Annotated in this window: 29 protein-coding genes and 1 tRNA gene; 17 read left to right on the forward strand and 13 right to left on the reverse strand. The window is 68.0% G+C overall.

Annotated elements, in window-relative coordinates:
- The first annotated feature begins 25 nt into the window (after window positions 1-25).
- Entirely contained in the window at window positions 26-2,245 is a 2,220-nt protein-coding gene (locus tag ASF57_RS23210) for a Mov34/MPN/PAD-1 family protein (protein WP_162241591.1), read from the forward strand.
- 39 nt (window positions 2,246-2,284) lie between these two features.
- Here ASF57_RS23210 and ASF57_RS23215 read toward each other — a convergent pair whose 3' ends face one another.
- Window positions 2,285-2,608, reverse strand: a complete 324-nt coding sequence (locus tag ASF57_RS23215) for a hypothetical protein (protein WP_056488159.1) — start codon at window positions 2,606-2,608, stop codon at window positions 2,285-2,287.
- A gap of 405 nt (window positions 2,609-3,013) precedes the next feature.
- Between ASF57_RS23215 and ASF57_RS23220 the strand changes: the two genes are divergently transcribed.
- Complete coding sequence (locus ASF57_RS23220; protein ID WP_156376304.1) at window positions 3,014-5,020, forward strand: hypothetical protein; 2,007 nt, start codon at window positions 3,014-3,016, stop codon at window positions 5,018-5,020.
- A 224-nt stretch (window positions 5,021-5,244) separates the two neighbouring features.
- The gene (locus tag ASF57_RS23225; protein WP_056488166.1) at window positions 5,245-5,565 is read left to right on the forward strand and encodes a hypothetical protein; all 321 of its coding nucleotides are present in this window, start codon (window positions 5,245-5,247) and stop codon (window positions 5,563-5,565) included.
- Here the strand turns inward: ASF57_RS23225 and ASF57_RS23230 are convergent.
- Both ASF57_RS23230 and ASF57_RS23235 read right to left on the reverse strand, forming a co-directional pair.
- Entirely contained in the window at window positions 5,548-6,006 is a 459-nt protein-coding gene (locus ASF57_RS23230) for a hypothetical protein (protein ID WP_056488170.1), read from the reverse strand. The two genes, ASF57_RS23225 and ASF57_RS23230, sit on opposite strands and share 18 nt — an antisense overlap.
- On the reverse strand, window positions 6,003-6,515 hold the full coding sequence (locus ASF57_RS23235; RefSeq protein ID WP_156376305.1) for a hypothetical protein: 513 nt from the start codon (window positions 6,513-6,515) through the stop codon (window positions 6,003-6,005). Before ASF57_RS23235 ends, ASF57_RS23230 begins: the two co-directional genes overlap by 4 nt.
- 187 nt (window positions 6,516-6,702) lie before the next feature.
- Between ASF57_RS23235 and ASF57_RS23240 the strand changes: the two genes are divergently transcribed.
- The 4 genes from ASF57_RS23240 to ASF57_RS23255 all read left to right on the forward strand — a co-directional run bounded on the left by ASF57_RS23240 (window position 6,703) and on the right by ASF57_RS23255 (window position 8,234).
- Window positions 6,703-7,083, forward strand: coding sequence for a hypothetical protein (locus ASF57_RS23240; protein ID WP_056488177.1), 381 nt, complete (start codon window positions 6,703-6,705; stop codon window positions 7,081-7,083).
- Window positions 7,084-7,189: 106 nt separating this feature from the next.
- Window positions 7,190-7,570, forward strand: a complete 381-nt coding sequence (locus ASF57_RS23245; RefSeq protein ID WP_156376306.1) for a hypothetical protein — start codon at window positions 7,190-7,192, stop codon at window positions 7,568-7,570.
- 102 nt (window positions 7,571-7,672) lie between these two features.
- Window positions 7,673-7,882 carry a hypothetical protein gene (locus ASF57_RS23250; protein WP_056488182.1) on the forward strand — a complete coding sequence of 70 codons (210 nt, stop codon included), beginning with the start codon at window positions 7,673-7,675 and terminating at the stop codon, window positions 7,880-7,882.
- Entirely contained in the window at window positions 7,866-8,234 is a 369-nt protein-coding gene (locus ASF57_RS23255) for a hypothetical protein (protein ID WP_056488185.1), read from the forward strand. The genes ASF57_RS23250 and ASF57_RS23255 overlap by 17 nt, the downstream gene beginning before the upstream one ends.
- 612 nt (window positions 8,235-8,846) lie before the next feature.
- Here the strand turns inward: ASF57_RS23255 and ASF57_RS25190 are convergent.
- The 4 genes from ASF57_RS25190 to ASF57_RS26085 form a co-directional block, all read right to left on the reverse strand.
- Window positions 8,847-10,043: a hypothetical protein gene (locus ASF57_RS25190; RefSeq protein ID WP_082504366.1), complete on the reverse strand. Its 1,197-nt coding sequence runs from the start codon at window positions 10,041-10,043 to the stop codon at window positions 8,847-8,849.
- Window positions 10,040-10,252 carry a hypothetical protein gene (locus ASF57_RS23275; protein WP_056488204.1) on the reverse strand — a complete coding sequence of 71 codons (213 nt, stop codon included), beginning with the start codon at window positions 10,250-10,252 and terminating at the stop codon, window positions 10,040-10,042. Before ASF57_RS23275 ends, ASF57_RS25190 begins: the two co-directional genes overlap by 4 nt.
- On the reverse strand, window positions 10,249-10,635 hold the full coding sequence (locus tag ASF57_RS23280) for a hypothetical protein (RefSeq protein WP_244477085.1): 387 nt from the start codon (window positions 10,633-10,635) through the stop codon (window positions 10,249-10,251). Before ASF57_RS23280 ends, ASF57_RS23275 begins: the two co-directional genes overlap by 4 nt.
- A 140-nt stretch (window positions 10,636-10,775) precedes the next feature.
- Window positions 10,776-11,639 (reverse strand): hypothetical protein, encoded by an 864-nt coding sequence (locus ASF57_RS26085; RefSeq protein ID WP_056488211.1) that lies wholly within the window; start codon window positions 11,637-11,639, stop codon window positions 10,776-10,778.
- 274 nt (window positions 11,640-11,913) lie between these two features.
- Between ASF57_RS26085 and ASF57_RS23290 the strand changes: the two genes are divergently transcribed.
- Genes ASF57_RS23290 through ASF57_RS23310 form a run of 5 tightly spaced genes read left to right on the forward strand, consistent with a single transcriptional unit; the run spans window position 11,914 to window position 13,614 of the window.
- Window positions 11,914-12,327 (forward strand): hypothetical protein, encoded by a 414-nt coding sequence (locus ASF57_RS23290; protein WP_056488215.1) that lies wholly within the window; start codon window positions 11,914-11,916, stop codon window positions 12,325-12,327.
- On the forward strand, window positions 12,324-12,761 hold the full coding sequence (locus ASF57_RS23295) for a hypothetical protein (protein ID WP_056488217.1): 438 nt from the start codon (window positions 12,324-12,326) through the stop codon (window positions 12,759-12,761). Before ASF57_RS23290 ends, ASF57_RS23295 begins: the two co-directional genes overlap by 4 nt.
- Window positions 12,754-13,155 carry a hypothetical protein gene (locus ASF57_RS23300; protein WP_056488220.1) on the forward strand — a complete coding sequence of 134 codons (402 nt, stop codon included), beginning with the start codon at window positions 12,754-12,756 and terminating at the stop codon, window positions 13,153-13,155. The genes ASF57_RS23295 and ASF57_RS23300 overlap by 8 nt, the downstream gene beginning before the upstream one ends.
- A 13-nt stretch (window positions 13,156-13,168) precedes the next feature.
- Window positions 13,169-13,390: a hypothetical protein gene (locus ASF57_RS23305; protein ID WP_056488223.1), complete on the forward strand. Its 222-nt coding sequence runs from the start codon at window positions 13,169-13,171 to the stop codon at window positions 13,388-13,390.
- The gene (locus tag ASF57_RS23310; protein ID WP_056488229.1) at window positions 13,387-13,614 is read left to right on the forward strand and encodes a hypothetical protein; all 228 of its coding nucleotides are present in this window, start codon (window positions 13,387-13,389) and stop codon (window positions 13,612-13,614) included. Before ASF57_RS23305 ends, ASF57_RS23310 begins: the two co-directional genes overlap by 4 nt.
- Here the strand turns inward: ASF57_RS23310 and ASF57_RS23315 are convergent.
- Complete coding sequence (locus ASF57_RS23315; RefSeq protein WP_056488232.1) at window positions 13,601-13,969, reverse strand: hypothetical protein; 369 nt, start codon at window positions 13,967-13,969, stop codon at window positions 13,601-13,603. The genes ASF57_RS23310 and ASF57_RS23315 overlap by 14 nt on opposite strands.
- 78 nt (window positions 13,970-14,047) lie before the next feature.
- Window positions 14,048-14,899, reverse strand: a complete 852-nt coding sequence (locus ASF57_RS23320; protein WP_056488235.1) for a zincin-like metallopeptidase domain-containing protein — start codon at window positions 14,897-14,899, stop codon at window positions 14,048-14,050.
- 317 nt (window positions 14,900-15,216) lie between these two features.
- On the opposite strand from ASF57_RS23320, the gene ASF57_RS23325 reads away from it, so the two are divergent.
- Window positions 15,217-15,555 carry a hypothetical protein gene (locus ASF57_RS23325; protein WP_056488238.1) on the forward strand — a complete coding sequence of 113 codons (339 nt, stop codon included), beginning with the start codon at window positions 15,217-15,219 and terminating at the stop codon, window positions 15,553-15,555.
- Here ASF57_RS23325 and ASF57_RS23330 read toward each other — a convergent pair whose 3' ends face one another.
- Window positions 15,556-15,897 carry a hypothetical protein gene (locus ASF57_RS23330; protein WP_056488241.1) on the reverse strand — a complete coding sequence of 114 codons (342 nt, stop codon included), beginning with the start codon at window positions 15,895-15,897 and terminating at the stop codon, window positions 15,556-15,558.
- A gap of 405 nt (window positions 15,898-16,302) precedes the next feature.
- On the opposite strand from ASF57_RS23330, the gene ASF57_RS23335 reads away from it, so the two are divergent.
- Window positions 16,303-16,377, forward strand: a tRNA-Pro gene (locus ASF57_RS23335).
- Between the two features lie 555 nt (window positions 16,378-16,932).
- On the opposite strand, the gene katG is transcribed toward ASF57_RS23335, so the two are convergent.
- Both katG and ASF57_RS26090 read right to left on the reverse strand, forming a co-directional pair.
- Entirely contained in the window at window positions 16,933-19,254 is a 2,322-nt protein-coding gene (gene katG / locus ASF57_RS23340; protein WP_056488410.1) for a catalase/peroxidase HPI, read from the reverse strand.
- Window positions 19,255-19,760: 506 nt separating this feature from the next.
- Window positions 19,761-20,108: a hypothetical protein gene (locus ASF57_RS26090; RefSeq protein WP_156376308.1), complete on the reverse strand. Its 348-nt coding sequence runs from the start codon at window positions 20,106-20,108 to the stop codon at window positions 19,761-19,763.
- Window positions 20,109-20,308: 200 nt separating this feature from the next.
- On the opposite strand from ASF57_RS26090, the gene ASF57_RS23345 reads away from it, so the two are divergent.
- From ASF57_RS23345 to ASF57_RS23355, 3 genes are all read left to right on the forward strand, one after another.
- Entirely contained in the window at window positions 20,309-20,896 is a 588-nt protein-coding gene (locus ASF57_RS23345) for a PAS domain-containing protein (RefSeq protein WP_056185187.1), read from the forward strand.
- A 954-nt stretch (window positions 20,897-21,850) separates the two neighbouring features.
- Window positions 21,851-22,090: a hypothetical protein gene (locus ASF57_RS23350; protein ID WP_056488244.1), complete on the forward strand. Its 240-nt coding sequence runs from the start codon at window positions 21,851-21,853 to the stop codon at window positions 22,088-22,090.
- Window positions 22,087-22,311 carry a hypothetical protein gene (locus ASF57_RS23355; protein WP_056185104.1) on the forward strand — a complete coding sequence of 75 codons (225 nt, stop codon included), beginning with the start codon at window positions 22,087-22,089 and terminating at the stop codon, window positions 22,309-22,311. The genes ASF57_RS23350 and ASF57_RS23355 overlap by 4 nt, the downstream gene beginning before the upstream one ends.
- 86 nt (window positions 22,312-22,397) lie before the next feature.
- Here ASF57_RS23355 and ASF57_RS23360 read toward each other — a convergent pair whose 3' ends face one another.
- Window positions 22,398-22,952, reverse strand: a complete 555-nt coding sequence (locus ASF57_RS23360; RefSeq protein WP_056185102.1) for a PAS domain-containing protein — start codon at window positions 22,950-22,952, stop codon at window positions 22,398-22,400.
- Window positions 22,953-23,018 lie beyond the last annotated feature (66 nt).

Raw genomic sequence — 23,018 nt, forward strand, 5'->3', positions numbered from 1 at the left:
GGGACCCGCCATCGATGCCGGGGAGATGCGTCTCCCCGTCGCGATGGCGGTCGCCCGGTACGTCACCCTCCACGCGGCTGGGATCGCGACGGTCGTCGGCGCACATCGGAACGAGGACGAGTCTGAGATCCTCGTCCTCGACTTCCGGACCGGGGTGCCCCAGCGGCCCGCCGTCGAGCTGGACCGCATCGAACCGGTCGGCATCGCCTTCGACGACCGCAGCTCGTCGCCGTTCGTGCTCATGTTGCGGGAAGACTTCCCGGACACCGAGCATCAGCAACTGGTGCCGGAGGGATGTCCCGCGGCCATCTGCATCGACGACCGGCCTTGGGAGGAGGCAAAGCTGACGTGGACGCCGGCGGAGTTGATCGAGCGGATACTCACCTGGTTCCATCGCGCCGCTCGCGGGGAGCTCCACGATCCCGCTCAGCCGTTGGATCCCTTCTTCGGGTATTCGCCATGGCGGTTCGTCTTCCCGGCATCGGTTCTGTCGGGCAAGGACGGCGTCGAACTGGTCGGGGCGATCAACGACGCGGTCGATCCGAACGTGGTCATCGTGCTGCCGCTGGCGGCGTTGGCGAAGGACGCCGGCACCGGCCGCATCCTCCCCATCGCATACGAGGTCCCTCCCGAGCGGATGCGGCGCCTGCGGAAGGCGCCCCGCGATCTGGCGACCCTCGGCGCGATGCTGAAGGACCGCGGCGTCGACCTTTACTCAGACCTCCGCGACCGGATCGTCGGATGGACTGGCGTCTCGGAGCAGGACCGCCCCAGGATGAACGCGTCCCTCGCCATCATCGTGGCGATGCCGGTCATCGGTCCTACGGGCACCCGGCCGGAAATGGTCGACGTTCGCGCGTTCATGACGACGAGGACGGTCGGCGAGATCGGCGTCGCCTTGGGGGTGTTGCTCGCCGCTCAGTCGACGCATTCGCCATCCGGCTTCGCTCGGCAGGTGATCACCACGGACCCGGACGACGCGGCGCTCGCTGCGTGCGGTGTCGAGATCGCCCAGGTCCATGTGGCCTTCGATCCCGACAGGGCCGCGGCCCTGTCGGGCCGGCCTGCCCGCGACGGACGCAAGGCCGTCATGGTCGGTGCCGGCGCCGTCGGATCACACCTCGCCGAATACATGACCCGGGAAGGCAGGTTCGATTGGACCATCGTCGACGACGACCGCCTCCTTCCCCACAATCTCGCCCGTCACACCCTTCGGTCGCCGCAGATCGGTCTTCGAAAGGCCCATGCCCTGAAGGATCGTCTCAACTCGATCTTCACCCTCACGGGACCGACCGTGGTCGGCGCCGCCATCGGCTGCGACATCCTCAAGCCGGGCGAGCATGCGGACGAGCTCGCGCTGGCCCTGTCGCAGGCCGAGATCATCATCGACGCGACGGCGTCCGTGGCCGCGAGCAGGCACCTGGCCGATCTGGACGTGGGTGGCCGGCGCGTCAGCGTCTTCTTCAATCCGTCGGCCGAGGCCGCCATCGTCCTCGTCGAGGCGGCCGACCGCGCCGTCGCCCTGCGGGATCTCGAAGCCCAGTATTACCGTGAGGTCCTCCAGCATGCCGAACTCGAACGGCACCTGACGGCCGTGGGCGAGCGCTTCGCGTACACCGGGGCCTGCAGGGCGGTCACCAACCGCGTTCCCGCCAGCCGGGTCGCCCTGCTATCGGCCCTGGCAGCCCGGGCCCTTGCTGAGGCCGTAGACCGACCCGATGCCTTCATCGGCATCTGGTCCATCGGCGCCGAGGGGCAGGTCACGCCCACGAGGCCGGCAGTCTCGCAGGTCGAACGGGTGACGATCCTCGATTGGGAGGTGGCGCTCGACGCCTCGGTCCGGGCGTCGATGGTCGCCATGAGGGAGGCGAGGTTGCCGAGCGAGACCGGGGGCGCGGTGATCGGCGTCGTCGATACCCGAGCGCGGCGGATACACCTCGTGGAGGCGTTGCCGCCGCCACCCGACAGCGTCGGCTCGCCCACCCAGTTCGAGCGCGGCGTCGCCGGACTGGGCGACGACATCGCCGCGAAGGAGGCCAGGGTCATGCACCAGGTCCGTTACGTGGGCGAGTGGCACTCCCATCCTCGTCGAAGCTCCATCCGACCCAGCGAGACGGACCTCGTCCAACTCGGGGCGATCACCATGGATCTGTCGATAGACGGGCTCCCGTCGCTGTCCGTCATCGTTGGTGACACCGGCATCACCGTCGCCCTCGCGGAATTGAAAATGAATACTGCCACGTGAGGCGGCTTGGTCCCGTCGGCGATTGAGCCCATTGGTAAGCTACGTTAACGGCTTACCGTTAAGCTTGGTGCTATAGGTCCAAGCGCTGTCGTCGTTGATCGTCAGCAGCACGGTCTGGTTCAGGCTGCCAACGCCTGGACCGGTGTACTTGATCGCGCGCTGCGTCCACGGCGTGTTCCACTTGAGGGTCTTGTGGAACTGCTTGCGGATGCCGACGACGGCCGCCTTGGCGGTCTCGTCCATGGCCCAGCCGGCCGCTCGCCGGTACTTGGCGATGCCGACGGTCGAGACGAAGCGGTCGCGCCAGTCCTCGATCAGCGGACCGACGTCTGAAGCGATGCGGACTTTGAACTCATGGGCCATGCCCGGGACGATGCCGGCTCGGGCGTGGCGCGATCTAGGCTACGCACTCAAGGTCGGGATGGCCATTCCAAACAGTTCTGGACGCAGGTGCCCAAGAATTAAACGCCGCATCGTTGTCTGCCTGAAATTTGCGCACGTTCTATTTATCGAACGAAACGTCCGTTTATGACCCTGAGGCGCGGCCGAGAACTGGATTTCGGACGTCAGGATCGGTTTCACCCTCGGCGATGACGAACGGCCGTTCCATGCCCCTGCCGGGAGCCGTGGAGTTTGCGGCAACCCCCGTCTCCCAGGCGGCATGCTCGGTTGCGGCTTCCCGTGCCCGGCCTCCGTCAAGGGGTGGCCCTGGCGGATTTCGAGGGCGGGTGGGACACTCATCATGTCGCGTCGGGTCGTGCTGCCCCGGTGCCGTCATGGACCGTCGTCGCCTTGTTCCACTTCCCCGCCATCGCCCCCGCTCGCCTCGACCCGTTCGCACCGATGCTGCGTCCGGAGGCCGAGCTCGTCGCCATTCGCGGCGAGTACCAGGCTCGCGTCAACGCCAGCCCACGCGCCGCCCATGCTCGCGCCCTCCACCCCGACCTGCCCGGCGTCAAGGGCAAGGTCTCGTTGATGCGTTCGACCCAGGGCTCCGACGGCGAGCACCGGTGGGAGACGCGTGTCGTCACCGTCTCCGAGCTCGCTACCTCGGACGCCCTGCTTTGGGCGACGCACGTGAGCATGCAGAGGTTCTACGGTGCCAGGGGCAGCACCAGCCTCGTCCAGTTGCAGTCCCTGATCGCGGACTGCGACTGCCACGACCAGGCCGAGTTCCGTGGGCTCGACCCGGAGGAGATGGCAGGCATCCTGATCGAGCGCCTGCGCGCCGCCGGGAAGCCGCTTCCCAGCTACATCTTGTTCAGCGGACGAGGCCTGCATCTCGTGTGGCTTCATCAGCCGCTCATGGCGGCAAAGGGGGTCACCGGACGGCATCGGGCGGTCCAGCGGTGGATGCTCGGTCCCGCCGGCGGCAAGGCGGCCGAGATCGTCCGGACATCCGGCGGCACCCGTCGGCAGGACCCCGAGGTCGTGGCCCACGAGGAGACGATGGCGGCGGTCTGGCGTGGCACCGGCCTCGACCGCGCCGCGACCGACACGGCCCGCGTCCTGCGCCTGGCCGGATCGTACAACGGCAAGTCCGGCAAGGTCGCCAGACTCGTTTGGCCTGCGAGTTGGGCGGACGTCGAGCGTCACGATTTCGAGGATCTCGCGTCGTCCTTTCTCCCCTTCACGCGCGACCAGATGGCCTGCATCAAGGCCGAACGTCAGGCCGAGTACGACATCCGCGAGGCCAATCGCCAGGCTCGCCGCGCCGTGGCCGAGGCCACCGGCATCCCGTTCGTCGAGGAGAAGCAGCACCGCCGGATTTCCGGCGGATACTGGCCCGGCATCGTAAAGGCCCTCGACGCCGTACGCGTCATGTGGGGCGGGACGCCTCCCGAGGGACGGCGAGACCTTTGGGCCTTCCTGTCGGCCTGTGCTCTTGCCCAGTCCGAGGGCGGGGACGCGGCGTCGTGGGCGGAGAGGCTGGCCGGTCCCGCTGGCCTGCCCGAGGCAGAGCTTCGGACGAGCCTCGGCGCGACGGAGCGGGTTCTGCGGCGCCATGAGAACGGCGAGACCCGAGACCACGACGGCGTCGAGAGGCCCGTCGTTTACCAATACTCCAAGGCGCGTATGCTGACCCTGCTCGGCCTGACTGACGTCCCCGAGGAAAACCTGCGGGCCGCCGGGGCCGGTGCGCTGTTGCCAGGTGGCGTGGTGCAGTCGGAGAGGGAGCGGTCGGCGGAGCGTCGGGCCGAAGCCGGTGCCACGCCCCTCGTCGTGACGGTGTCCGCCAGACTCGCCGACGGTCGCGAGGCCCTCGCCCTGCAGGCGGCCGGCAAGTCCATGCGCGAGATAGTGTCGGCGTTCGTCGGGCGCCGGGGCGAGACCAGCCTGCGCAGGGCCATGGCCGAGGCCGCCGAGGTTCCCGTCGAGACCGTGACCGAGGCCGCCGTCGAAACAGATTGCGAGACCTCGGAGGACGGGTCCGTCTCCTCTCCTCACGGTTCGACCACTTCTATAGTGGCTGTGCCGGGGGCCTTGCCCCCCTCGGGCGAACCGACCGCCTCGGACACCCCCGCCGACGCCATTCCGGCCCGTCCCGCCGCCGTCTCGATCCTGTTCCCGACCCTCGATCCCCAGGGAGGCCCGAGAACGGCATCCGATCCCGGGATGAGCGTGGGTAGCGGGTCGCGCATCGAAGGTGCCGTGGCGACCTTCCCTGGCCCCCGTTCCGTCCCGCTCGCCTCGTCTCTCCGGCCCCCGCTGCCGGCCTTCATCGTCCGTCTTCTGGCTGCCGAAACCTCAGCCCCGGCCCGCGTATCCGCTTGAACGGGAACGGCTCTCGGGGGTATAATCAGCCCGCCGACAGGTCCTAGATGCAGCACATCGATGGGGAGCCCCGTCTGACCGAAAGGTCGGGCGGGGCTTCGATGTTTCTGGTTCCCGACGGTTCCCTCGATCCGGGACCATCGGGCCAATGACCTGCGGTCCGTCGCCTATCCGAATACGCTCCGCTGCGTGACGCTCTCCCTGCCACCCAGGGACCCGTCACCGTGTCGTTGAACTACCGCCACCTGCTCATCCACGGCGACAGGTGGGAGGGCAAGATCGCCGACCGCATCGGCGAGAACCCGCGGACGCTGTCACGCTGGCGCGTCGGCGAGGGCAAGCCCAGCGCCCGGACGATGTCTTGGGCGAGGGAGTTGGCCCTGCGCACTGCGGCGGACGTCGTGGCCGCGGCCGGCGAGCAGGATCTCGCTGACGGCGTCCTCGACCGACACCGCGCCATCCGCCACCGGGCCGCCGAGCAAGGCAAGGCTGCATTCGCGGCCGCCATGGCCGCCCGGGGCGGGGCCTCAGTCCCCGGTCGATAGTTGCCCTGTCCCGGAGGCGCAGCGCGAGTCCGTGAATTGGGACGCCAGGTCGAGGCTCGCATCCCCGGGTTCCTGCCCGATCAGGAACGAGAGCCGAGCGCCGTCCGGGAATGCGGCCGCACCGCCGATTGCCGGCATCCGCCCCCGGCCGGCGATCCCCGCCGCCACGATACGCGACGTCTCCCGTCCCGTCGTCGCGACGTGCTCGCCACAGGCCACGGTCACCTTCCAGCCGTCCCGGCCGTCGGGGACGGCATCCACGTATGCGAACCTCGTCCGCCCCGGGGCGCCGGGGGCCTGAACCGCGTAGTGCCAGCGGTCCCGTACCGACGGCCACTGATCGTCCGCGATGTACGGGGGCGGCACTGCGTTCGGCCCGGTTTGCGCGCATGCGGGTGCGGCGGCCGCCAGCGCGATGGCGAGGATGAGTGCCCGCGTCATGCCGCCAGGACCTGTGCCTTGGCCGCGGCCGCCTCAGCCGCCCGGGCTCGCTCGGCGCCGGCCCGTGTCCGGTGCTGGACACCTCTCCAGTACCAGCGCGAGCTGATCCATCCGCGGACGTCGAGGGGGATCGCGAGGATCTCCGCCTCCGCCCGGGCCGCATGCGCCTCCCGCGTGAGGGCGAGCTCTGTCTCCGGGACGCCCTCGCGCCGGGCCCGGGCGGACTGTGCGTCATCGTAGGCCCGCCAGACTCCCGTCTCGGCCCCGCCGTTCCGGTAGTAGCGCCCTGTCGGCGTGAGCAGCGGATGCGTCGGGGAGACCTCGCGCAACGCTGCCACCAGGGCATCGACCTGGGCGACGCGGCCCCGCAGCGCCGCGTTGCCGATGGCGATCTGCCTGTTGGCCTCATGGATGACGCCGCCGGCCTGGGCCTGCAGCATGCGGACGTCCCGGGCGTAGCCGGCGGCTAGCCCCATCCCCTCGAAGTCCATCCCCCGTCCTTCAAGCATGGCCGCCTCCTCGCGCGCGCGTGACAATACAGGCGCATCCTACCTGGACCTGGCTGATCGCGAACCGGCCGCCGTGGCGGACCCACACCTTTTCCCGTGACATCGTCACTATTTTGGTGACGTCCTATTGCAAATAGAGCGCTCCGGCATGACACTAAATTAGTGCCGCACAACCGAGGCTCGCCGCATGTACCTCCGCTTCCCCCACGTCGTCATCAACCGCAAATTTCAGAACGTGCAGAACCGGGCGCTCATCGGCGCCTACAGCATCCTGCAGGAGACGAACGACGCGCTCCTCGACGCCCACGACGACCTGTCCAGCACCCTCCCCACCGATGACGCGTACCGCAACGTGCAGATCGCGCACGAGAGCGCCCTCAAGCTCGACCACGAGGCCAGGGTCCTGATGGCCGAGGCGATCCGGATCGAGTGGATCGAGACGTGCACCTTCACTCTGGATGAGTGCCTCCAGGCCTGCGACGGGTTCCGCATCGACGAGGCGACGCTGCTGCGTGTCGTGGCGAGGCAGGCCGCCGTGGAGGAGTTCACGGCGAAACTCACTGTCTAGCAGGCGCCGGGGCCCTGCGCCCCGGCCCTCCTCCGGACGCCCCTCGGGACGTCTCGACGAGGGCCGCACCACCAGCCCGATCCCTCCGGGCATGAAGGAGACCGACATGGAACTCAGGCACCTGACATCGCGCGGATACGACGGTCTCGCCGGATGCATCGCCTCGGGGGCGCACGTACCCCCATACGTCATCGACGCCATCCCCGAGGGCGAGGGAACACCAGCCGAGTGGGACCGTCTCAATGCCGTCCTGCGGACACAGGACGCCGAGGCCATCGCCGATCAGGTGATGGAGGGCATTGAGGAGAACGTGGTCCAGAACGGATCAGACTACGACTGGGACCCCAAGCAGGCCGTGAGCATCTACGGCGAGAACGCGGACTGGAGTGAAAGGCTTACTTGCGACGCGGCGCTCGAAGCGGAGGTGCTCGCCCTCGTAAAGGCCCGCCTTGTCACGGCCGCATCGGACCTCGCCTCCGAAGCCTGATCGGACCTCCGGGGCCCCGCGCCCCGGCCTCCCTCCAGCCGCCCGGTCCAGGACGGCTCGACGGGGGCCGGCATCCCACCCGCCATCATCAGGAACCCGACCGTGCCCTTCGTCTACCGCCGCCGCCCAGACCAGCCCCCGCCCCGGCAGCCCCTTCCGGAGGACGACCTCTGGTCGCGCCTCGCCGAGACCCGCGCCGACGAGCACGGCGCGGATCTGATCCGGGAGATCGCCCTCGTGCAGCTGCGCCGCGCCCGCCTTCAGGCCGGCCTCGCGAACCGGAAGGGAGAGGCCGATGACCGCCGCCACTAGGGATCACGAGTATCGCCGCGAGCTCGTCACTCGCATCGGCGAGCTCATACACGGGCCGCGCTGGATCGCCCCTCTGGCAGCGGACCTGTCGCGCGTCACCGGCCGCCGCGTCGGTGGCCCCCAGATAAGCCACTACCTGTCCGCCGCACGTCCGTTTCCGGAGTGGATCGAAAACGCCATGCTCAGGGTCGTGCAGGATCGCGTCGCGTCGATCCTCGATGAGGGGAAGCGCCTCAGCATCGAGGCCCATTCCCTCAAAGCGCGCCTTGCCTCGCGCCTAGTCGCCTCGCCCGAGCCCGATCCGGTCCCGGAGCCGGAGCCGGACGACGCCCCCTCGCCGAGCATGATGTGAATGAAACCCCCCAGGCCTCTCCCGCCGGTGCCCCGGGTCATCCCCTTGGAGCCGTACGTCGCCCCCGTGCAGACGACCATCCTGGAACACCTCGCTGCGCTGCCCCCGCAGGTCACCTCGCCGCCCGAGGTCCCGGCCGCTCTGGCCGCCCCGGCGTGGGCGGCGCCTACGGTCGTGGAGGTCGACGTCCGGCCGACTGGCCTGCAGGCGCTCCGCGCCTCGATCCCGGACCCTGACGGCATGCCTGAGTCCGAGATCCCGGCGAGTCCGGGAACGCGGACGCGAACATGGGTGCACCGCGTCGCGCCGCGGATGGCCTACCTCTCGGAGATCGCCCTCATCGCTAAATACGTTTTTGGGCTGAGTTGGTGGACGGGCGCCGCAGTCGTGTTGGGCGTCAGCGAACGTCAAGTGCGGCGCTGGAGGTCCGGGGAGTCCTCGCCCTCGATGGAGCACGTGAGACTGATGCGCGACGAGGGCGAGGATCACCTTGCCCTGTTGGACAGCGCCCTGAGCATCGGACTGGCCGTCCCGCTCGTCGGGCCGGAGCCGCATTACGGGTCCGAGCCCGAGTACGAGTTCGAGCCCGAGGACGAGGCGGAGGCTTCGTCCTCAGAGGCGGCCGACGCCCCACATGTCCGCGCGGGCGAGGCCGTTCCCGAGGCGGGCGCGCTCCCTGTCGAGCTCGGCCAGCCGGGCCGCGTCGAGCCCCTTCAGGCGGCGCGTGAGCGCCCTGGCGTCGATGACGGATAGGCCGCGGAGACGGCGGAGCGCAGGGCGCGGATCTCCTCGCCCTGCATCTCGACCGCCGCCGTCAGGGACTGCAGGGCCTCGATCAGGTCCGACAGCCCCGGCCCGGCCTCCTCCTCCGCCGGCGCCAGCGCCGTCAGGATCGCCTGCAGCAGTCGCTCCTGCGCCGACAACCTGTCCATGATCGCGTCCATTGTCGTCTCCAGCTTGGGTGAGGGGTAGTCCTTCGAGGCGCGCCCGGACGGCGGCCGCCGGGATGCGCTGGCCGTCGGCGGCCTTACTGGCCGCTCCGATCAGCCGGGTGAGCAAATGCGCCGCCCCGCTCTCGTCGTAGACGACGGGCCCGGACCGCCCGGCGTGTAGCAGGAGGCCCCTTTCCCGGAGGGCGTCCCGGAGGGCCTCGCCGTCGTCGGAGGCGTGCCATGCCTCCATGGCGGCCGCCCGGACGGAGGCGAGGGACACCCCCGTCCGTTCCTGGACGAGGCGTTCCTCGGGGCTGAGGGGTGCTACCGGCCTTTCGGCATCGAGGCATCCCGCCGCCTCCAGCCAGTCGGCGACGTCGGCGCGCCCCTCCTCGCGCAGGGCCCGGGCGATGGCGCGGGCATGCTTGGACGGCACCGGTGCGAGGCCGAATTCGTGCTCGACGATTCGGCTGACCTTCTCCCGCCTGGCGTAGTCCCAGGCGAGGTCGACGACGCCCCCGTCTCGGCGGACGAGGCCGTAGACGCGGTGCTCGTGGCGGCGTCCGTGCTTTTCGTGCTCGGCCCCGCAGTAGGGCTGCCCGGCGAGGCGGAACTCCCGCTCGAACAACAGCCACCAGCGAGCCCGGGCGCCGGCGTTGTCCTCGATGCTCGGGTCCGGATCACAATGGACGTGATAAACCGGCTGATCCGTCCCGCCGCCGAGGCTCAACGCCACGAGCTCGCGCACCTGTCGAATGAGATCGGGGGACCCCAGCCCCCGCGGGGCGAGCACGATGACCTCGTCGTTTTCGGGCTTGGTCAGGTGCCGGGCTAGGGCGTCTCCGAGACCCTTGCCGCGCATGGCGCCGGAGATCACGTGCGCCTCCTGCGGGCCTTTTTGGGCGGCGTGATCGTCGGCGACGGCGGAGCCACGATGGACGGCCCCTGGTCGCCGGGTCGCCCCGACATGAATGCCAGGGCGGCCGTGAAGAGGGCGGTCGTCGCAGCGTCGGAGCCGTGAGCCTCCATGACGAGGAGGCGGGTCGTGTCCGTCGATGCCGCCATGATGCGGACCCGCGCACTCATGACGGCCGCCTCTCGAAACCGAGGATGACGGGGATGATCGTCTGCCTCGCCCGTTCCATGGCGGCGACGGCTTCGGCGGTCCGCCCCGCCTGGGCGGAAAGCGTCGCCTCGCCGAGATCACGAACACACGTCGCCAGGGCGATCTGGTCCTCGGGGGCGACCCGTACTCGTCGGCCCGATGCGGCATCCACGGGGCTCTCGACGCCCAGCGCCTCCAGGGCGACTTGCCGGAGCCAGGCGCTGTCGGACGCCCCCGACGCCGTGGCCGCCTCGGCGACGCGGGCGCGCAGATCGGGCGTCAATCGGATGCCCAAAACCTGGCCGAGGGCCGTCCGTACGGTGGGGACCGGTCTCTTCGCCGGAGGCTTTTTCAGGGGGTCCACGGGGCGAAGCCCCTGGTCAGCAGAGACCGCCGGGGCGGGCTCTTGGGTGCGTTGTGCACCCATGGCTGGCTTAACGTCTGTTTCCGTTTGAGTGCACAACGCGGTGTGCGCAACGCCGTTGTTCGTCATGGCGCAACTCCTCACTTCGGGCCAGCGGGGACGGTCGGGACGTCGGTATTCGGGGCCTCGGCCGTAGGGAGGCGAACCACGGCCGCGCCACCCTTCCCGGTGGAGCCCCCGGCACTCTCGGCGCGGCGCTTGAGGGCGGCCGCGGCGGCCGCCGCCCGCTGAGCGATGATGACCTCGACGGCATCGGGGATGCGGAATGCCTCCGGCTGGGGGAGGCCGGCCGCCTGGGCGTCGGCGCGCTGGCGATCCCGCGCCCGCGCCGCCGCTTCCCAGAGCTCGACATCGTCCTCCATCGACCTCTTCAGGTGGAGTCTGTAGAGGGCGTCGCCCTCCTTCTCGGTGTCCGGGCTGATGCTGAGGAGCGTCTGCCCGGCGGAGAGGCAGAGATCGACGTAAGCGACGAGATCTCTCCCGAGCGACATCTCGGCCTCCCGGCGCGTCACCCGTCCCAGGCCGTCCTGTGAGGGGGCGCACCCGGCCTGCGCCTGGAAGTGCCGGACCGCCAAACCGGCCGGGATCATGCGGACGGTTTCCGTCGTCCTGAGGCCGAGGGCGTATGCGCGCTCCTGCGCCTCGCGCAGGGAAAGCTTGTTGCGCAGCGCCGCGGCCGGCTTGGGCTGCGCAACGGCATGCACAACGGGCTGCGCAACGCGGTGGATGGCATGCCGGCGCCCGCCGGGACCGGGGCCGGTCGACGGCGCGCTGGCAACGGCGGGAGCCGGGTGGATCGCATGACGGCGCCCGGTCGGGCCGGGGCCGACGCGGGCGGGCTGGGACGTCGCCGGCGCGAAGCCGAGGAACGCGAGGATGGCGAGGATCAGGTTCTCGAACACGGTGTCGGCCTCCATGGCGAGCGAGGTTCGTTGCGCCGCCATTGGGAATTGAAGCACTCGGCCCCCCGCCTCGCCTGGACCCGAGCCACGAAATCGACGCCCCGAGATGAGTCAGATTGACACAGCCAAGCTTGGGTCTCCCGGAGCGTGCGCACGACGTCGTGCGCACAGGTGCTGACATCCTCGCGGGGCGCGGCCAACGCCCTGTCGGGGATCGCGAAATCCTCGATTTTCCATGCACGCAACGGCACGGGGCCCTGGTGGCTCGCGTGGCCGAGCGGGACGATCTCCTCTTTCAAGAGGAGGACGGATTCGCATGGGCAAGCGGGAGTTCTACTGGGTTCGTACGGGCGACGAGGCGAAGGGTGAGGACGGGCTCCGCCTCGCCGAGGTCTACGTGCGGGACGGGCACCGTGACATCTATCTGACCGGCCGCGTCGAATGTTTCGACGAGCACCAAGTGAAGCTCGTGAGACGCATCGCTCTGCCGGGCGAGATCGACGCCGAGGCCGAGCGCACCGTTCCTCTCATCGTCAATGGGGACCGCTACCAAGTTCCGTGGAGGTCTGCCGATGACGTCGGCGCCATCACGGCCCGCGCAGTGAGGATGGCAATGTACCGGGACGGCCTGCCGTGGGAGGCGAAGGACCGGGATGGGGTCGTACTTGCCGCAACGGACGATCCGGGCCGCATTTGGTACATCGCCCTCAGGGCGGGGACGGCGTCATGAAGGCGGAGGCCTGGCAGGCCCGGCTGGACATGCTGGCCCGGCACCACGTCGCTGAGCACCAGCGTGTCCTCGACAAACTCCTCCTCGCGGTCGTCCTCGGGCGGACGACCATCGCCGAGTTCGAGGCGCGCCTGATCGCTCGCCTGGAACAGTTCGAGGCCAACGTCGCCTTGGGCGAGACGGATCAGCACGGCAACCGCTTCTATCAGGTCGGCGACCTAGTGACCCGAGACGGGACGGACATCCACCGTGTCGTGGATCACAACGGCTCGCCCGGCCACGCGCCGGACGGGTTCACCGTCGTTTGCGTCAAGGCGCCGGCGTCGGGCTGGGCCCAGGTCGGCGAGACGGAGTTCAATGTCTGCCGACGGTACGAGCCGGTCGCGCCAACCGGGGACGCCGATCTTCCGGCGGTGGGGTCGTTCCATGGATAAGCGCGAAGCCGCCATCGTCATCGAGGACGTCTCCCATCACCTTGGCTGGTGCGGTTGCGGCATTCCAGCGGCCGCTGCCGATTGGCTGCGCCGAGCGCTGGAGGCGCACCCGGCTTGGGAGAAGCAAGCCCTGCAGGGTGCGGTCTGGGGGGAGGACCAGGGCCGCGCCTACGTCCTCCGTTACATGCTCGACCACGCCGCCCTTACCGAGCACGGCGGGTCCGTCGGAGGGGCCTGGCTAACCGAACGCGGCAAGCGGGTTCTGGCCGCGCTGCAAGTCCCCGGCGCCATCGAGGAGTGGAGCGATAGCCACGATCTCTACGACGAGGCCGAGCCCATCATCGACCGCTGGCGCGGCTGGGGCCTCGGCGGCCCGGACTGCACACGGTTCTGAGGGAGCTCGCTCGATGACGGGAAGGAAGACCCTCGAAGCCATCCGGGCCGCGAACAAGCTGAGGATGCTGGCCCGCCTCGAAGCGATCCGCACCGGCGCGAAGGTGGACCAGACACCCCTGCTGCGGGTGCCCACGAAAAGCGTCCGGCACGCTTCGGGTCCGAAGCGGCGCCGGGTCGCGACGCCCTCAGGGGGCCACTGCTTTCACCTGCGCGACCGGCTGAACCCACCATGAGACGTCGCGGCGAGGATGCCTCGGCGCAGGCCGCGGCCTTGGGCAAGGCCGCGTCGCAGATCCGGGCTGCCCGTCGGAATCTGGCAGCCGCCCTCGATCTGGCGGAGGATGCCCGGGGCCGGGCGGCCATCATGTCGATGATGTCGGACATCGAGGGCGTCGCCCGGAGGGCCGACGCGATGAGGCTGCGCCTGAACGCAAAGTCCCCGATCAGGGACTTTTAGGCGCCGGGTTCCTGATCGCCCCGCCGTCCTCGTCGTAGACACACAGGACGTCGCCCCGCCAGAACGCGCAGTGCCTCGCCAGGTTGTCGAGCATGGCCACGCACCAGTCCGTCGTCGTGCAGTTCGTCCGCGTCCCCGCGGCGACGTCCCGGCACCGCTGTTCCACGATCATCGAGGCGCGCCGCCCGATGGCTCGCCGGCACGTGGGCTGCGGTGCCAGCGGCGAGTGCGCCCGGGCGTAGTCCCGGGCCATCCCGTAGGCCGCCAGATATTCGGCGGTCGTGTGCCGGACAGGGTGCTCGGGCGCGGCCGCGGCCGGGCTGGCTAGCAGGATGAGGATGAGGGCGATGCGCATGGCGGGCTCCTGTCTGATCGGTAGCAGGTCCTCGCGGGGCGCGAATCGGGCGCCCCGCGGATTTCGGGGGACGGCCCCTCAGGCCGCCTCCGCCATCTGGGCCTGGAGGCTGGTGAGGTAACCGGCTGCCCGGGAGGCCGCGCTCGCCGCGGTGAAGATGGCCTTGGGGTCGCTCCGGAGAAGCTTGATCCAGGAGGCGATGTAGCTCGCGTGCGTCGGGTGCGGCTCGGCCTCCAGCCCGAGCTCGGCGCAGAGGAAGGCGCTCCCGAGTTCGGCCACGAGCTCCTCGGCGGCGTAGGCCTGGCTCTTGAACCGTCCGGTCAGGTCCCGGTCGAGGCGGCCCTTGGCCCCGGACCAGTGCGTGAGCTCGTGGCACATCGTCGAGGCGTAGCCCTGGGCGGTCGGGAACCGGTCCCGGGGCGGCATGACGATCCGGTCCTTGCTGGGCTGGTAGAAGGCAGCGTCCCCGCCATGGATCACCCGTGCGCCGGTGTGCTCGACGAACCCGTCGAACACCTCGGGCAGGTTCCACTCGCTCGCCGGGAAGGGCTCTCCGGCCTCGGGCGCGCCCTCCACCTGCGCGGCGTTGAAGCCGTAGCTGGCCCGGGCCACGAACCGGCGCTTGCCGTCCTCGTCCTCGCCGAGCTCCTTGAAGAAGACGATGATGGTGCTGCGCTCGCCCTTGCGGACCTGGGCCCCGAGCTCGCCCCACTGCTTGTAGGTGGCCCAGCGGTCGTCAGAGTACCCGGCGGCCTGCGCGCCGACCCAGAGGCTGAGGGTGTTGATGCCTCTGTACGGACGGCCGGTCAGGGCGTTGCGGGGGAGGCCTCCGCCGGTGCGGTGCCAGGGGCAGGTCCACTGTCCGGCCTCGCCGGCTTCCATGGTCGCGACGATCTTGTCTGTGACGATCTGGTGGATGTCCTGGGCCATGGTGCTCTCCCGCTGGCCGCCCGATGCGGCCTCGATGGGAGGGCCTGGAGACGGCCGAGGGCGACCCGCACGCGCCAGCGCCGGAACGGAGTGGAGGACCCCGACAGGGGTTGAGGGGAATAGCCCCGGCTGGCGTATGACCCCCCAATTCGAGAGGCCGAACGGAGCGCGCCGGGGGAGGGCCTGGCCCGTCCCGTCGCATTCGAGCGGTCCCGCTAATCCGTCGGTGACCACGCCGGCAGGTCGAGCTTGGCCGTTCGCCTCTCGGTAATCCCCGCCCGGCATCCTGCTCCCATCACCAACAGGGAGGCACAACCATGCTCAGGATCGACGACAAGCTCACCGCCGCGGAGACCAAGGATTACGTCGACCGCGCCAACGCCAGCATGGACCAGGCCATGGCGGCCAAGGCCGATCCGACGAAGTGGCTGAAGTCTGCCTTCGCGGACGCGGACATGACGTACGCGGTCTGGCCGGATTCGCAGGCCAAGTTCCAGGTCGGCGTCGCCGTCGTGAACGGGGTGGCGTTGCTCGCTCAGGCCCGGGACACGGGCCGGACGATTGGCGTCCGGACGACGTACGTGCGGTGCACGTCCTTCGCCGAGGCGTCCGCCATGTCGATGGTGCACGGCGACGACAGGCAGGCCGCGGCCTGATCAGACTGAGGCGTCCGGGCTCCCGGACGTCTCGCTCGGCGCGCTGACGCTGCCGGTGCGGTACAGGCCACTGCCCGGGTAGGGCTCCATGAGCCGGGCAGGATCGACCTGCCCGATGCGGCGGTCCACGTCCGCGAACGCCTGGATCGCCCGGATCTCCGCCTCCAGGGCGGCCCGAGGCTTGTGCGCTCCGGGGAACGGCACCACGACGGTGCTGGTCCACTTCCGCATCTGCAGGAGCAGAACCCTCCGGGCCTCGGGGATGCCTTGCATCTCCAGCGCCTCGGCGAGGTGGTTGTTGAGCCCGCTGAGGAGGCTCTCGGGTTTGTCGCTTGGGCGCATCGGTCCGGTGTGGACCGCCCGCGTTTCCGGACGGTTAAGCGGATCGCACAGGCAGCGGGTGGTCCCGGGTGCACCCGATCCCACCCGCCCACGTGATTTCCGCCAACCCCGGCTTTCGACCGGGTGCGGACGTGTCTGGTCGGCCATAGCCCTTTTCAGGGGGTGGCACCGGGGCGAGCTCGTCTCCTCCCCGGCCGGGGGTATGCCCACGACCAATGCCGAATTCTCCCACCCAGACCCGCGTGGCGCAAGGGACCCGGCGTGGCCTGGAACGGGACACGCCGGGGATGCGAACAAAGCGCGTCCCGACCAAACATCGACCAAACATTGATCGTGAACGGGCGCGTTTCGGGGCGAACGGCGGTGAACGAAACGGGGGCTGGTCCCCTACGGAAGCGCTCTGTACAGAGGGAGCGCCTGCGGTCCGCGCCCACGTTCGGGACGTGGGGGTCGCAGGTTCAAATCCTGCCACTCCGACCAGCTTTCCAATGGGAAGCGGTCTTCCCGGCTCAGAGAGCATCGGCCGATCCATACATCGGCGCTAAAACTTCCCATCTGGGGTTTGCGACTCTGCCCGTTCCTGAACCGAACGTGCTCCTGAACCCTCCTGCGAACTGCACCAACCGCCTCGTGGCGGTGCTGACGGCCAGGATGCGGAAGCTTGAGGTCATTTCTGGCGTGAGCCTGGCTTGGGGGAGCCTCGACGTCCTCCTCCCCTTATCGAGATCGTCTCGAAGACAGATCGCCTTGCCCTTCCTATGACGGTCAGAATCGACGAGCGCCCGGGTCTTGGGTTTCGCCGCCGATCAGGGCAGATGCGAATGGGGCATCTCTGGAGAAATCGAAATATAAATAATCTATAGTTCTTCCAATCATTCGATGATTTGACACGATAGTCAGGATGAAATCTTCGAACCCACTCTTACGAACGTAAGCGGCTGGGACAACACACCGATTTTACAGACGTTTGATCTTAAAACGCCCCCGTCTCACCGGATGGGGAAACGGGGGCGCGACTTGCTGCGCTCGTCGTGATCAGGCCGCCATGGCCCCGTCACGCCGGTGGCCCTTCACGTCGTACCGGTCGAGCATCATCACCTTGTCCCAGACCCGTACGAAGTCCGTGACGAACCGTTGGTGGCCGTCGCTGCCGGCATAGGCGTCGGCGATGTTGCGCAGCTGCGCGTTCGAGCCGAAGATGAGGTCCGCACGGGTAGCTTCGAACTTGGCCTGCCCGCTCGCGCGGTCCTTCAGGGTGAAGGTGGTGCCGGCTGCGTCGGTCTTCTCCCAGATCAGGTTCGTGTCGGTCAGGGTGTGGAAGAAGTCCGTCGTCAGCACGCCGACACGGTCGGTGAAGATGCCCCGATTCGCGCCATCGTGGTTGGCGTTCAGAGCCCGCAAACCGCCGGTCAGCACCACCCATTCCGGCGCGGTCAGCGTCAGCAGGTTGGCCTTGTCGAGGAACATCTCCTCCGGCGACAGGCGCGGTGCCATCGCCCCGAACCCGTCATCGACGTAGTTGCGGAAGCCATCGACGACTGGCTTCAACCACTCGAACATCTCGATGTCGGTAAGCGCCTGCGTGGTGTCGACCCGGCCCGGCGTGAACGGCACGCGCGTCTCAATCCCCGCATCCACAGCGGCCTTCTCCACGGCGGCACAGCCGGCGAGCACGATCAGGTCGGAGAGCGAAATCCGCTTGCCGTCGCCACGCGCGTCGTTGAATGCGGCCATGACGCCGCGAAGCGCCTCGACGACGGGCGCGGCCCGGCGATTGACGGCCCAGTCCTTCTGCGGGGCAAGAGCGAGACGGCCGCCGTTGGCGCCGCCCCGCTTGTCGCTGTCGCGGTAGGTCGAGGCGGCCGAGAAGGCCGTGAAGGCGAGGTCCGAGACCGACAGGCCCGTGGCCAGGATCGTCTGCTTCAGCGTGGCGATCTCGGCCTCGCCCACGGAGGCATAGGTCGCATCGGGGATCGGGTCCTGCCAAAGCAGACCGTCCTCGATCGTTACCTCCGGGCCGAGATAGCGGTGCTTGGGCCCCATGTCGCGGTGGGTGAGCTTGTACCACGCCTTGGAGAAGGCCTGCGTGAAGGCGTCGAAGTCGTTGAGGAACTTCTCGCAGATCTTCCGGTACTCCGGGTCGACCTTGAGGGCGATGTCGGAGGTCATCATCATCAGGGGATGCGACTGCCCCGCGACATGTGCATCGGGCGTCCGCGGCGCGTTCGGGTCCTTGGGCGTCCATTGCAGGGCGCCGGCCGGGCTCTTGGTCTGCTCCCAGTCGAACTTGAAGAGGTTCTCCAGGTAGGCGTTGTCCCATTGCGTCGGATCGGGGGTCCAGCTGCCCTCGATGCCGTTGGTCATCGTGTCCTTGCCGGCCCCGGTGCCGTTCGGGTTGTGCCAGCCGAGCCCCATCGCCTCCATCGGCGCCATCTCGGGCGGCGGCCCGATCTCCTTGGCGGGGGTCATGCCGTGGCTCTTGCCGAAGGCGTGGCCACCGGCGATCAGCGCCACGGTCTCCTCGTCGTTCATGGCCATCCGGGTGAAGGTCACCCGGATGTCGTTGGCCGAGCCCTGCGGATCGCCGTTCGCGTAAGGCCCCTCGGGATTCACGTAGATCAGCGCCTGGTGGGAGGCGGCGAGCGGGTTCTCCAGGTCGTAGTCCGGATCGCCGTTCTTGCCGCGCCAGCGCTTGTCCCGGTTGACCATCTCGTCGAAGCTCGAGACGGAACCCATCTCGACGACCTCCGGCCCCCAATAGGTGGCGTCGTCCGCCTCCCAGGCGTCCAGGCGCCCACCGGCGAAACCGTAGGTCGGCAAGCCCATGATCTCCAGGGCGCAATTGCCGGTGAGCACCATCAGGTCGGCCCAGGACAGGGCGTTGCCGTACTTGTGCTTGATCGGCTGCAGCAGGCGGCGTGACTTGTCGGTGTTGCCGTTGTCCCACCAACTCGAGATCGGCGCGAAGCGCTGCATCCCGGTGCCGGCCCCGCCGCGCCCGTCGGCGATGCGGTAGGTGCCGGCCGAATGCCAGGCCATTCGAACCATCTGCGGGCCGTAATTGCCGTAATCGGAGGGCCACCATGCCACCGACGAGGTGAGGAACTGTTTGATGTCGCTCTTGAGCGCGTCGAGGTCGATCGTCCGGAAGGCGGCAGCGTAGTCGAAATCCGGCCCGAGAGGATCGGCCGCCAGCCCGTTCTGGTGCAAGAGCTCGACCCTGAGCCGATGCGGGTACCAGTTCTCCAAGGCCGGACGGCTGCCGAAGGCCCCGCCGACGCGGTCGCCTCCGAACGGGCACTGGCCCGCCATCGGGTAGGAGTCGGTGTCGGTCTTGTCGATCGTCGTCGTGTTCATCAACATCCCCCTTGGCGCAGGACCGGCGTCGCCGGACGGATCGGACCGCCGGACTGTCGCCGACGGCCGCTTGAGGCGTGGCTCTCGTCGCGAGACGGACGCGCTTCAATGATCCTGCATCGCGAGCGACATCATCCGCGAGCCCCGAAAATCAAGGTGTCGTGCCGCGCATGGCGGTCGAACGCCCCCGATGCGCCTAGGGAAAAACCATCTCACATTCGCGAGAGCCTATCGGGCGCGATTGAGATCTCCGCCGACGCTCAGCCGAGCACTGCGCGAAACGGATGACCCGACCCCATTGTCCGACCGGTCCGCGTTCGACCAGATGCCCGACATCGACGAGGACGAGTGCGCCGTTTGGCTCCGGCCGGTCCGCAGAGCCGGGCCGACGTCGATGCTCTCCCCGACGGCTGCTCCATCATCCGAAAATCCGCGGGGAAATCCCTGCGCGGATTGCCAGCGTCACCGGAACGGTCGGGATCGCTTGTTCCGGGCAGCTCGGGCCATCATGACTTTGTTACCGGGCCTGCAACAGCCGAACCATCAGCCGCTTCGCGAACAGCTTGCAGGCATCGACGGCGCTGCTCTGGGTCTTTGATCCGAGAGTAGGCTTCGAGCAGTTCGAGGCACTCATGGCTGAGGCCGATCTCGAAGGCTCCGGAAGGAGGACAACCATTTGGCGCACCGGAAGCCGGCACAGGTGCCGTGCTGAACGCTTCCGGCGAAAGCCCGAGTTGCTCTGCGATCCGCTGCTGAAGCAGTTGGCTGCGGCTGGGCCGTATCGCGCTTGGCTCCTCGCTCGCGTCAGGGAAGCCGGACGACGCGCCTTCGATACGGTTCGGCTTACGGACCACGTCCCGTCCCCAATGATAGGCTCCAGAATGTCAAACTGCGGGCCTCTCAGTTTAGACCGTATGTAAAAAGCGTGGCCATATCGTGGCCACAGGGCGCAGACGATTTATCGCATGTTAACCGGGCTGAAAAAGGTTTCACGTTGTGGTGAACGACGAAATCATGTGCATTGGAGGCAGTGGTGCGGCAAGCCGGGGCAGATATGGCCAAAGCTTCGCAGATACAATTGCAGGCTGCGATTGATGCGTCGGATGTAATCGGACGTTGGGATTGGGATATTCCCAACGATCGTCTGTACGCAGACGCAACGGTTGCTCTGCTCTTCAGCGTCGAACCTGCTGCGGCGCGCGTCGGGGTGCCACTGAACCTATTCCTGAAGGCGATTCATCCTGATGACCGGGCGGAAGCCGCGGGAGTCATCGCGAGAAGCGCAAAGGTGGGGCGCTCCTATGTGCAGGAGTATCGCGTTCGCTCGGCCGACGGCGCCATGAGGTGGGTTCTGGCTCGCGGTCTCATCGAGCTGGATGAGACAGGCCGGCCCCGGCGAGGAACCGGCATCCTGATCGACATCACGCAAAACCGGGCGGATGAAGCCGCGTGTTCGGCTGGGATGTCCGATGGCTCAGATCATCCTTTGGAGGAGGCCGCCGAGCTTTGCCTCGCAGCGCAAAGTGCCATCCAGAAACTCTCGGAGCCTCTTCTGCAGAACATGATCGACATGCTCCTGCTGGAGCTCGGACGTCGCCTCTCGAAGCCAGCCCATGACCGGCTCCGTACCCTCATGAATTGACGGCCCCGGCGATCGACGCCGTTGTCGCCGACACGGATCTCCGCACGGGTTTTCCGATGCCCTCGGGGGTGTTCGCCTCCGCTTCGCCCTCCATGCTGCCTTCTGGCCGAAGCAGGACGATTTCCGGTGTGCTTCGGTCGCCCTGCCCGATGCCGGAGGGAGATCAGGAAGCGTCTTGTTTTGAACGGCTTCGAAACACCATGCCAGGGGCAAGGACGCTTTCGGCATCACCGGCTTGAGACGCTGACAAGAGGGGCTGGGGACTCGTTCCAGCATTTCCGTGCCGATACGGGTTCGCCGTTACGCCTCTTCGCCGTCTTCTGGTGCTCACAGGCGACGATGCGCTCCCGGTAAGCCAAGCGCCTCTCACGGTCAGCGTCCTGACGCGATGACGAGACGCGTGTGGTGTGTGCAGCCATCGGCAGGTCGCATGTTGCTGCGCTGATGAGCCGAAAATCGCAGGCGTACACTTGCCAGGGAGACAGCTTCTTGGTGAGCGCTCCAACGGCAACGCTTAGGGAAGCCCCTCCGGCTGCCAGGACGATGACAGAGAGGATGATTTTTCCTGCCTTTGTCATTCGTTCTGATACATCAAAAGTGACCGCTGCCGTAAGTGGCCTCCGGCAAGGATCTGGGGCTCCTCGAAGAGTCGTCTTCGTGTTTCTCGAACGAAGGTGAACCGAGGTTTTCCCCTGCCGCTCCCACGCGGCCTTCGATTCGATCCATGAACCTCCGGCTTCTGGCGCTGCACGGATGCCGCCCGGGCCTCGCCGACGACGTTCCGGCGGACAGCGCCGGCATCCCTCCCTGTCTCGAGGGTCAAGGCGGCGATGTGAGCCGCGCTGATGGCGGCCTTGATGCCGAGGTGAGCGACCTCGGGCGCGTTAGGGGTTGGAAGCCATGCGCCGGTTGCGCTAAACGCGCCGCTCCGCTCAACGCGGAACGGGAGGCGGAATGAGCGATACCGGCCAGCGCAATGCCGACTTCCTGGCTCTCTGCATCGAGAATGCCGAGCTACGCCAGATGCTTGCCGAGGTTCAGGACCAGTGTGTCGAACTCGCGGTCGATGCCGGTGAGCTTCACGCGGAGATCGAAACCTTGCGATCCTGCCTTTCTCGGGTCACCGAACAGCGCGATGCTTGGAAGACCGAAGCCGAGCGCTTCCTTCCCCCCGCACGGAGAGCAGCCCAGTGACCAAGAAGCGACCCGGGCGTCCGGACTTCGATGCGTTGACCGAGGCCCAACTCATCGCCGGGCGTATGACTGGGCGGCGTGTTTATCTCAAGCCCGCCAACCAGCAGACCGTGAGCGACCTCCTGAATGAAATCGACCATGTGGCCGAGGCTGCGACGGGGGAGCGGAGTTTCCTGCACCTCAAGCCTCTTGCAGCCCCTGGTCCCTCCACCAAGCACTAAGCTCGCAACTGCCCCCTGATACGCGCCAGTCTCCTGCCGCACGTTCGGATCTGGACCGGCCGAGGAGGAACGTCCGTCTCACCCGATCAGGTGTGACGCTGCGCGAGCGCTCGCCCGATCCCGAGGAGCAGCGTTTCGGTGATACGGCGCAAATTCGTATATCCGCCTGCGGCAAGGGCCGAATGCGTTTCGAGGCAGCGATCTGCTGCATGCGCAAGGGGATCCTCGCCGACCTGAGCCAGGGACCCCGCTGAGACGAAGCGGGTATTGTGGCTGTCGGTTGTGTCGATATAGGCCCCCAAACCCTTCATCGCCCCTGAGGTGTCGGGTGCGAGCGTGCCGCGATTCAGAACCCAGCGCACATCGCCCGTCGCTGTCACGACCCGGAACTCGGCCGAGAAAACTCCGCCCATCTGGCGTACACGACGAATGCGCGCGAACAGCCATGCTTTATCGTCGGGGTGCGTCGCTCCGAGTGCGACTTCCAGTGGAATTGGTCGGCCGGCCAGTCCAATATTGCCAGCAAGGAGTGCAGCCGCACCCGCATCGAGAATCGATTTCCCGGCAACGACATCGGTATTCCAGACGCCAACGAGCCCGGCGGCCCTCAAAGCAGGAGCCGCCTCAGCGATCGACTGCATCCGATCCTCCCGCAATGGATTGTTGCTGGAAAGGGTGGACACATGTCAGAAAAAATCTACGCCTTA

Source organism: Methylobacterium sp. Leaf117, from assembly GCF_001422985.1.
GTDB lineage: Bacteria > Pseudomonadota > Alphaproteobacteria > Rhizobiales > Beijerinckiaceae > Methylobacterium.

Bases quoted from the DNA above. Each gene is read 5' to 3' on its own strand.
- ASF57_RS23210 (WP_162241591.1), top strand. From the start codon at position 26: ATGCGTCTCCCCGTCGCGATGGCGGTCGCCCGGTACGTCACCCTCCAC.
- ASF57_RS23215 (WP_056488159.1), bottom strand. From the start codon at position 2,608: ATGGCCCATGAGTTCAAAGTCCGCATCGCTTCAGACGTCGGTCCGCTG.
- ASF57_RS23230 (WP_056488170.1), bottom strand. From the start codon at position 6,006: ATGACGCGGGCACTCATCCTCGCCATCGCGCTGGCGGCCGCCGCACCC.
- ASF57_RS23235 (WP_156376305.1), bottom strand. From the start codon at position 6,515: ATGCTTGAAGGACGGGGGATGGACTTCGAGGGGATGGGGCTAGCCGCC.
- ASF57_RS23240 (WP_056488177.1), top strand. From the start codon at position 6,703: ATGTACCTCCGCTTCCCCCACGTCGTCATCAACCGCAAATTTCAGAAC.
- ASF57_RS23245 (WP_156376306.1), top strand. From the start codon at position 7,190: ATGGAACTCAGGCACCTGACATCGCGCGGATACGACGGTCTCGCCGGA.
- ASF57_RS23255 (WP_056488185.1), top strand. From the start codon at position 7,866: ATGACCGCCGCCACTAGGGATCACGAGTATCGCCGCGAGCTCGTCACT.
- ASF57_RS23275 (WP_056488204.1), bottom strand. From the start codon at position 10,252: ATGAGTGCGCGGGTCCGCATCATGGCGGCATCGACGGACACGACCCGC.
- ASF57_RS26085 (WP_056488211.1), bottom strand. From the start codon at position 11,639: ATGGCGGCGCAACGAACCTCGCTCGCCATGGAGGCCGACACCGTGTTC.
- ASF57_RS23290 (WP_056488215.1), top strand. From the start codon at position 11,914: ATGGGCAAGCGGGAGTTCTACTGGGTTCGTACGGGCGACGAGGCGAAG.
- ASF57_RS23295 (WP_056488217.1), top strand. From the start codon at position 12,324: ATGAAGGCGGAGGCCTGGCAGGCCCGGCTGGACATGCTGGCCCGGCAC.
- ASF57_RS23300 (WP_056488220.1), top strand. From the start codon at position 12,754: ATGGATAAGCGCGAAGCCGCCATCGTCATCGAGGACGTCTCCCATCAC.
- ASF57_RS23305 (WP_056488223.1), top strand. From the start codon at position 13,169: ATGACGGGAAGGAAGACCCTCGAAGCCATCCGGGCCGCGAACAAGCTG.
- ASF57_RS23310 (WP_056488229.1), top strand. From the start codon at position 13,387: ATGAGACGTCGCGGCGAGGATGCCTCGGCGCAGGCCGCGGCCTTGGGC.
- ASF57_RS23315 (WP_056488232.1), bottom strand. From the start codon at position 13,969: ATGCGCATCGCCCTCATCCTCATCCTGCTAGCCAGCCCGGCCGCGGCC.
- ASF57_RS23320 (WP_056488235.1), bottom strand. From the start codon at position 14,899: ATGGCCCAGGACATCCACCAGATCGTCACAGACAAGATCGTCGCGACC.
- ASF57_RS23325 (WP_056488238.1), top strand. From the start codon at position 15,217: ATGCTCAGGATCGACGACAAGCTCACCGCCGCGGAGACCAAGGATTAC.
- ASF57_RS23330 (WP_056488241.1), bottom strand. From the start codon at position 15,897: ATGCGCCCAAGCGACAAACCCGAGAGCCTCCTCAGCGGGCTCAACAAC.
- katG (WP_056488410.1), bottom strand. From the start codon at position 19,254: ATGAACACGACGACGATCGACAAGACCGACACCGACTCCTACCCGATG.
- ASF57_RS23345 (WP_056185187.1), top strand. From the start codon at position 20,309: ATGGCCAAAGCTTCGCAGATACAATTGCAGGCTGCGATTGATGCGTCG.
- ASF57_RS23350 (WP_056488244.1), top strand. From the start codon at position 21,851: ATGAGCGATACCGGCCAGCGCAATGCCGACTTCCTGGCTCTCTGCATC.
- ASF57_RS23360 (WP_056185102.1), bottom strand. From the start codon at position 22,952: ATGCAGTCGATCGCTGAGGCGGCTCCTGCTTTGAGGGCCGCCGGGCTC.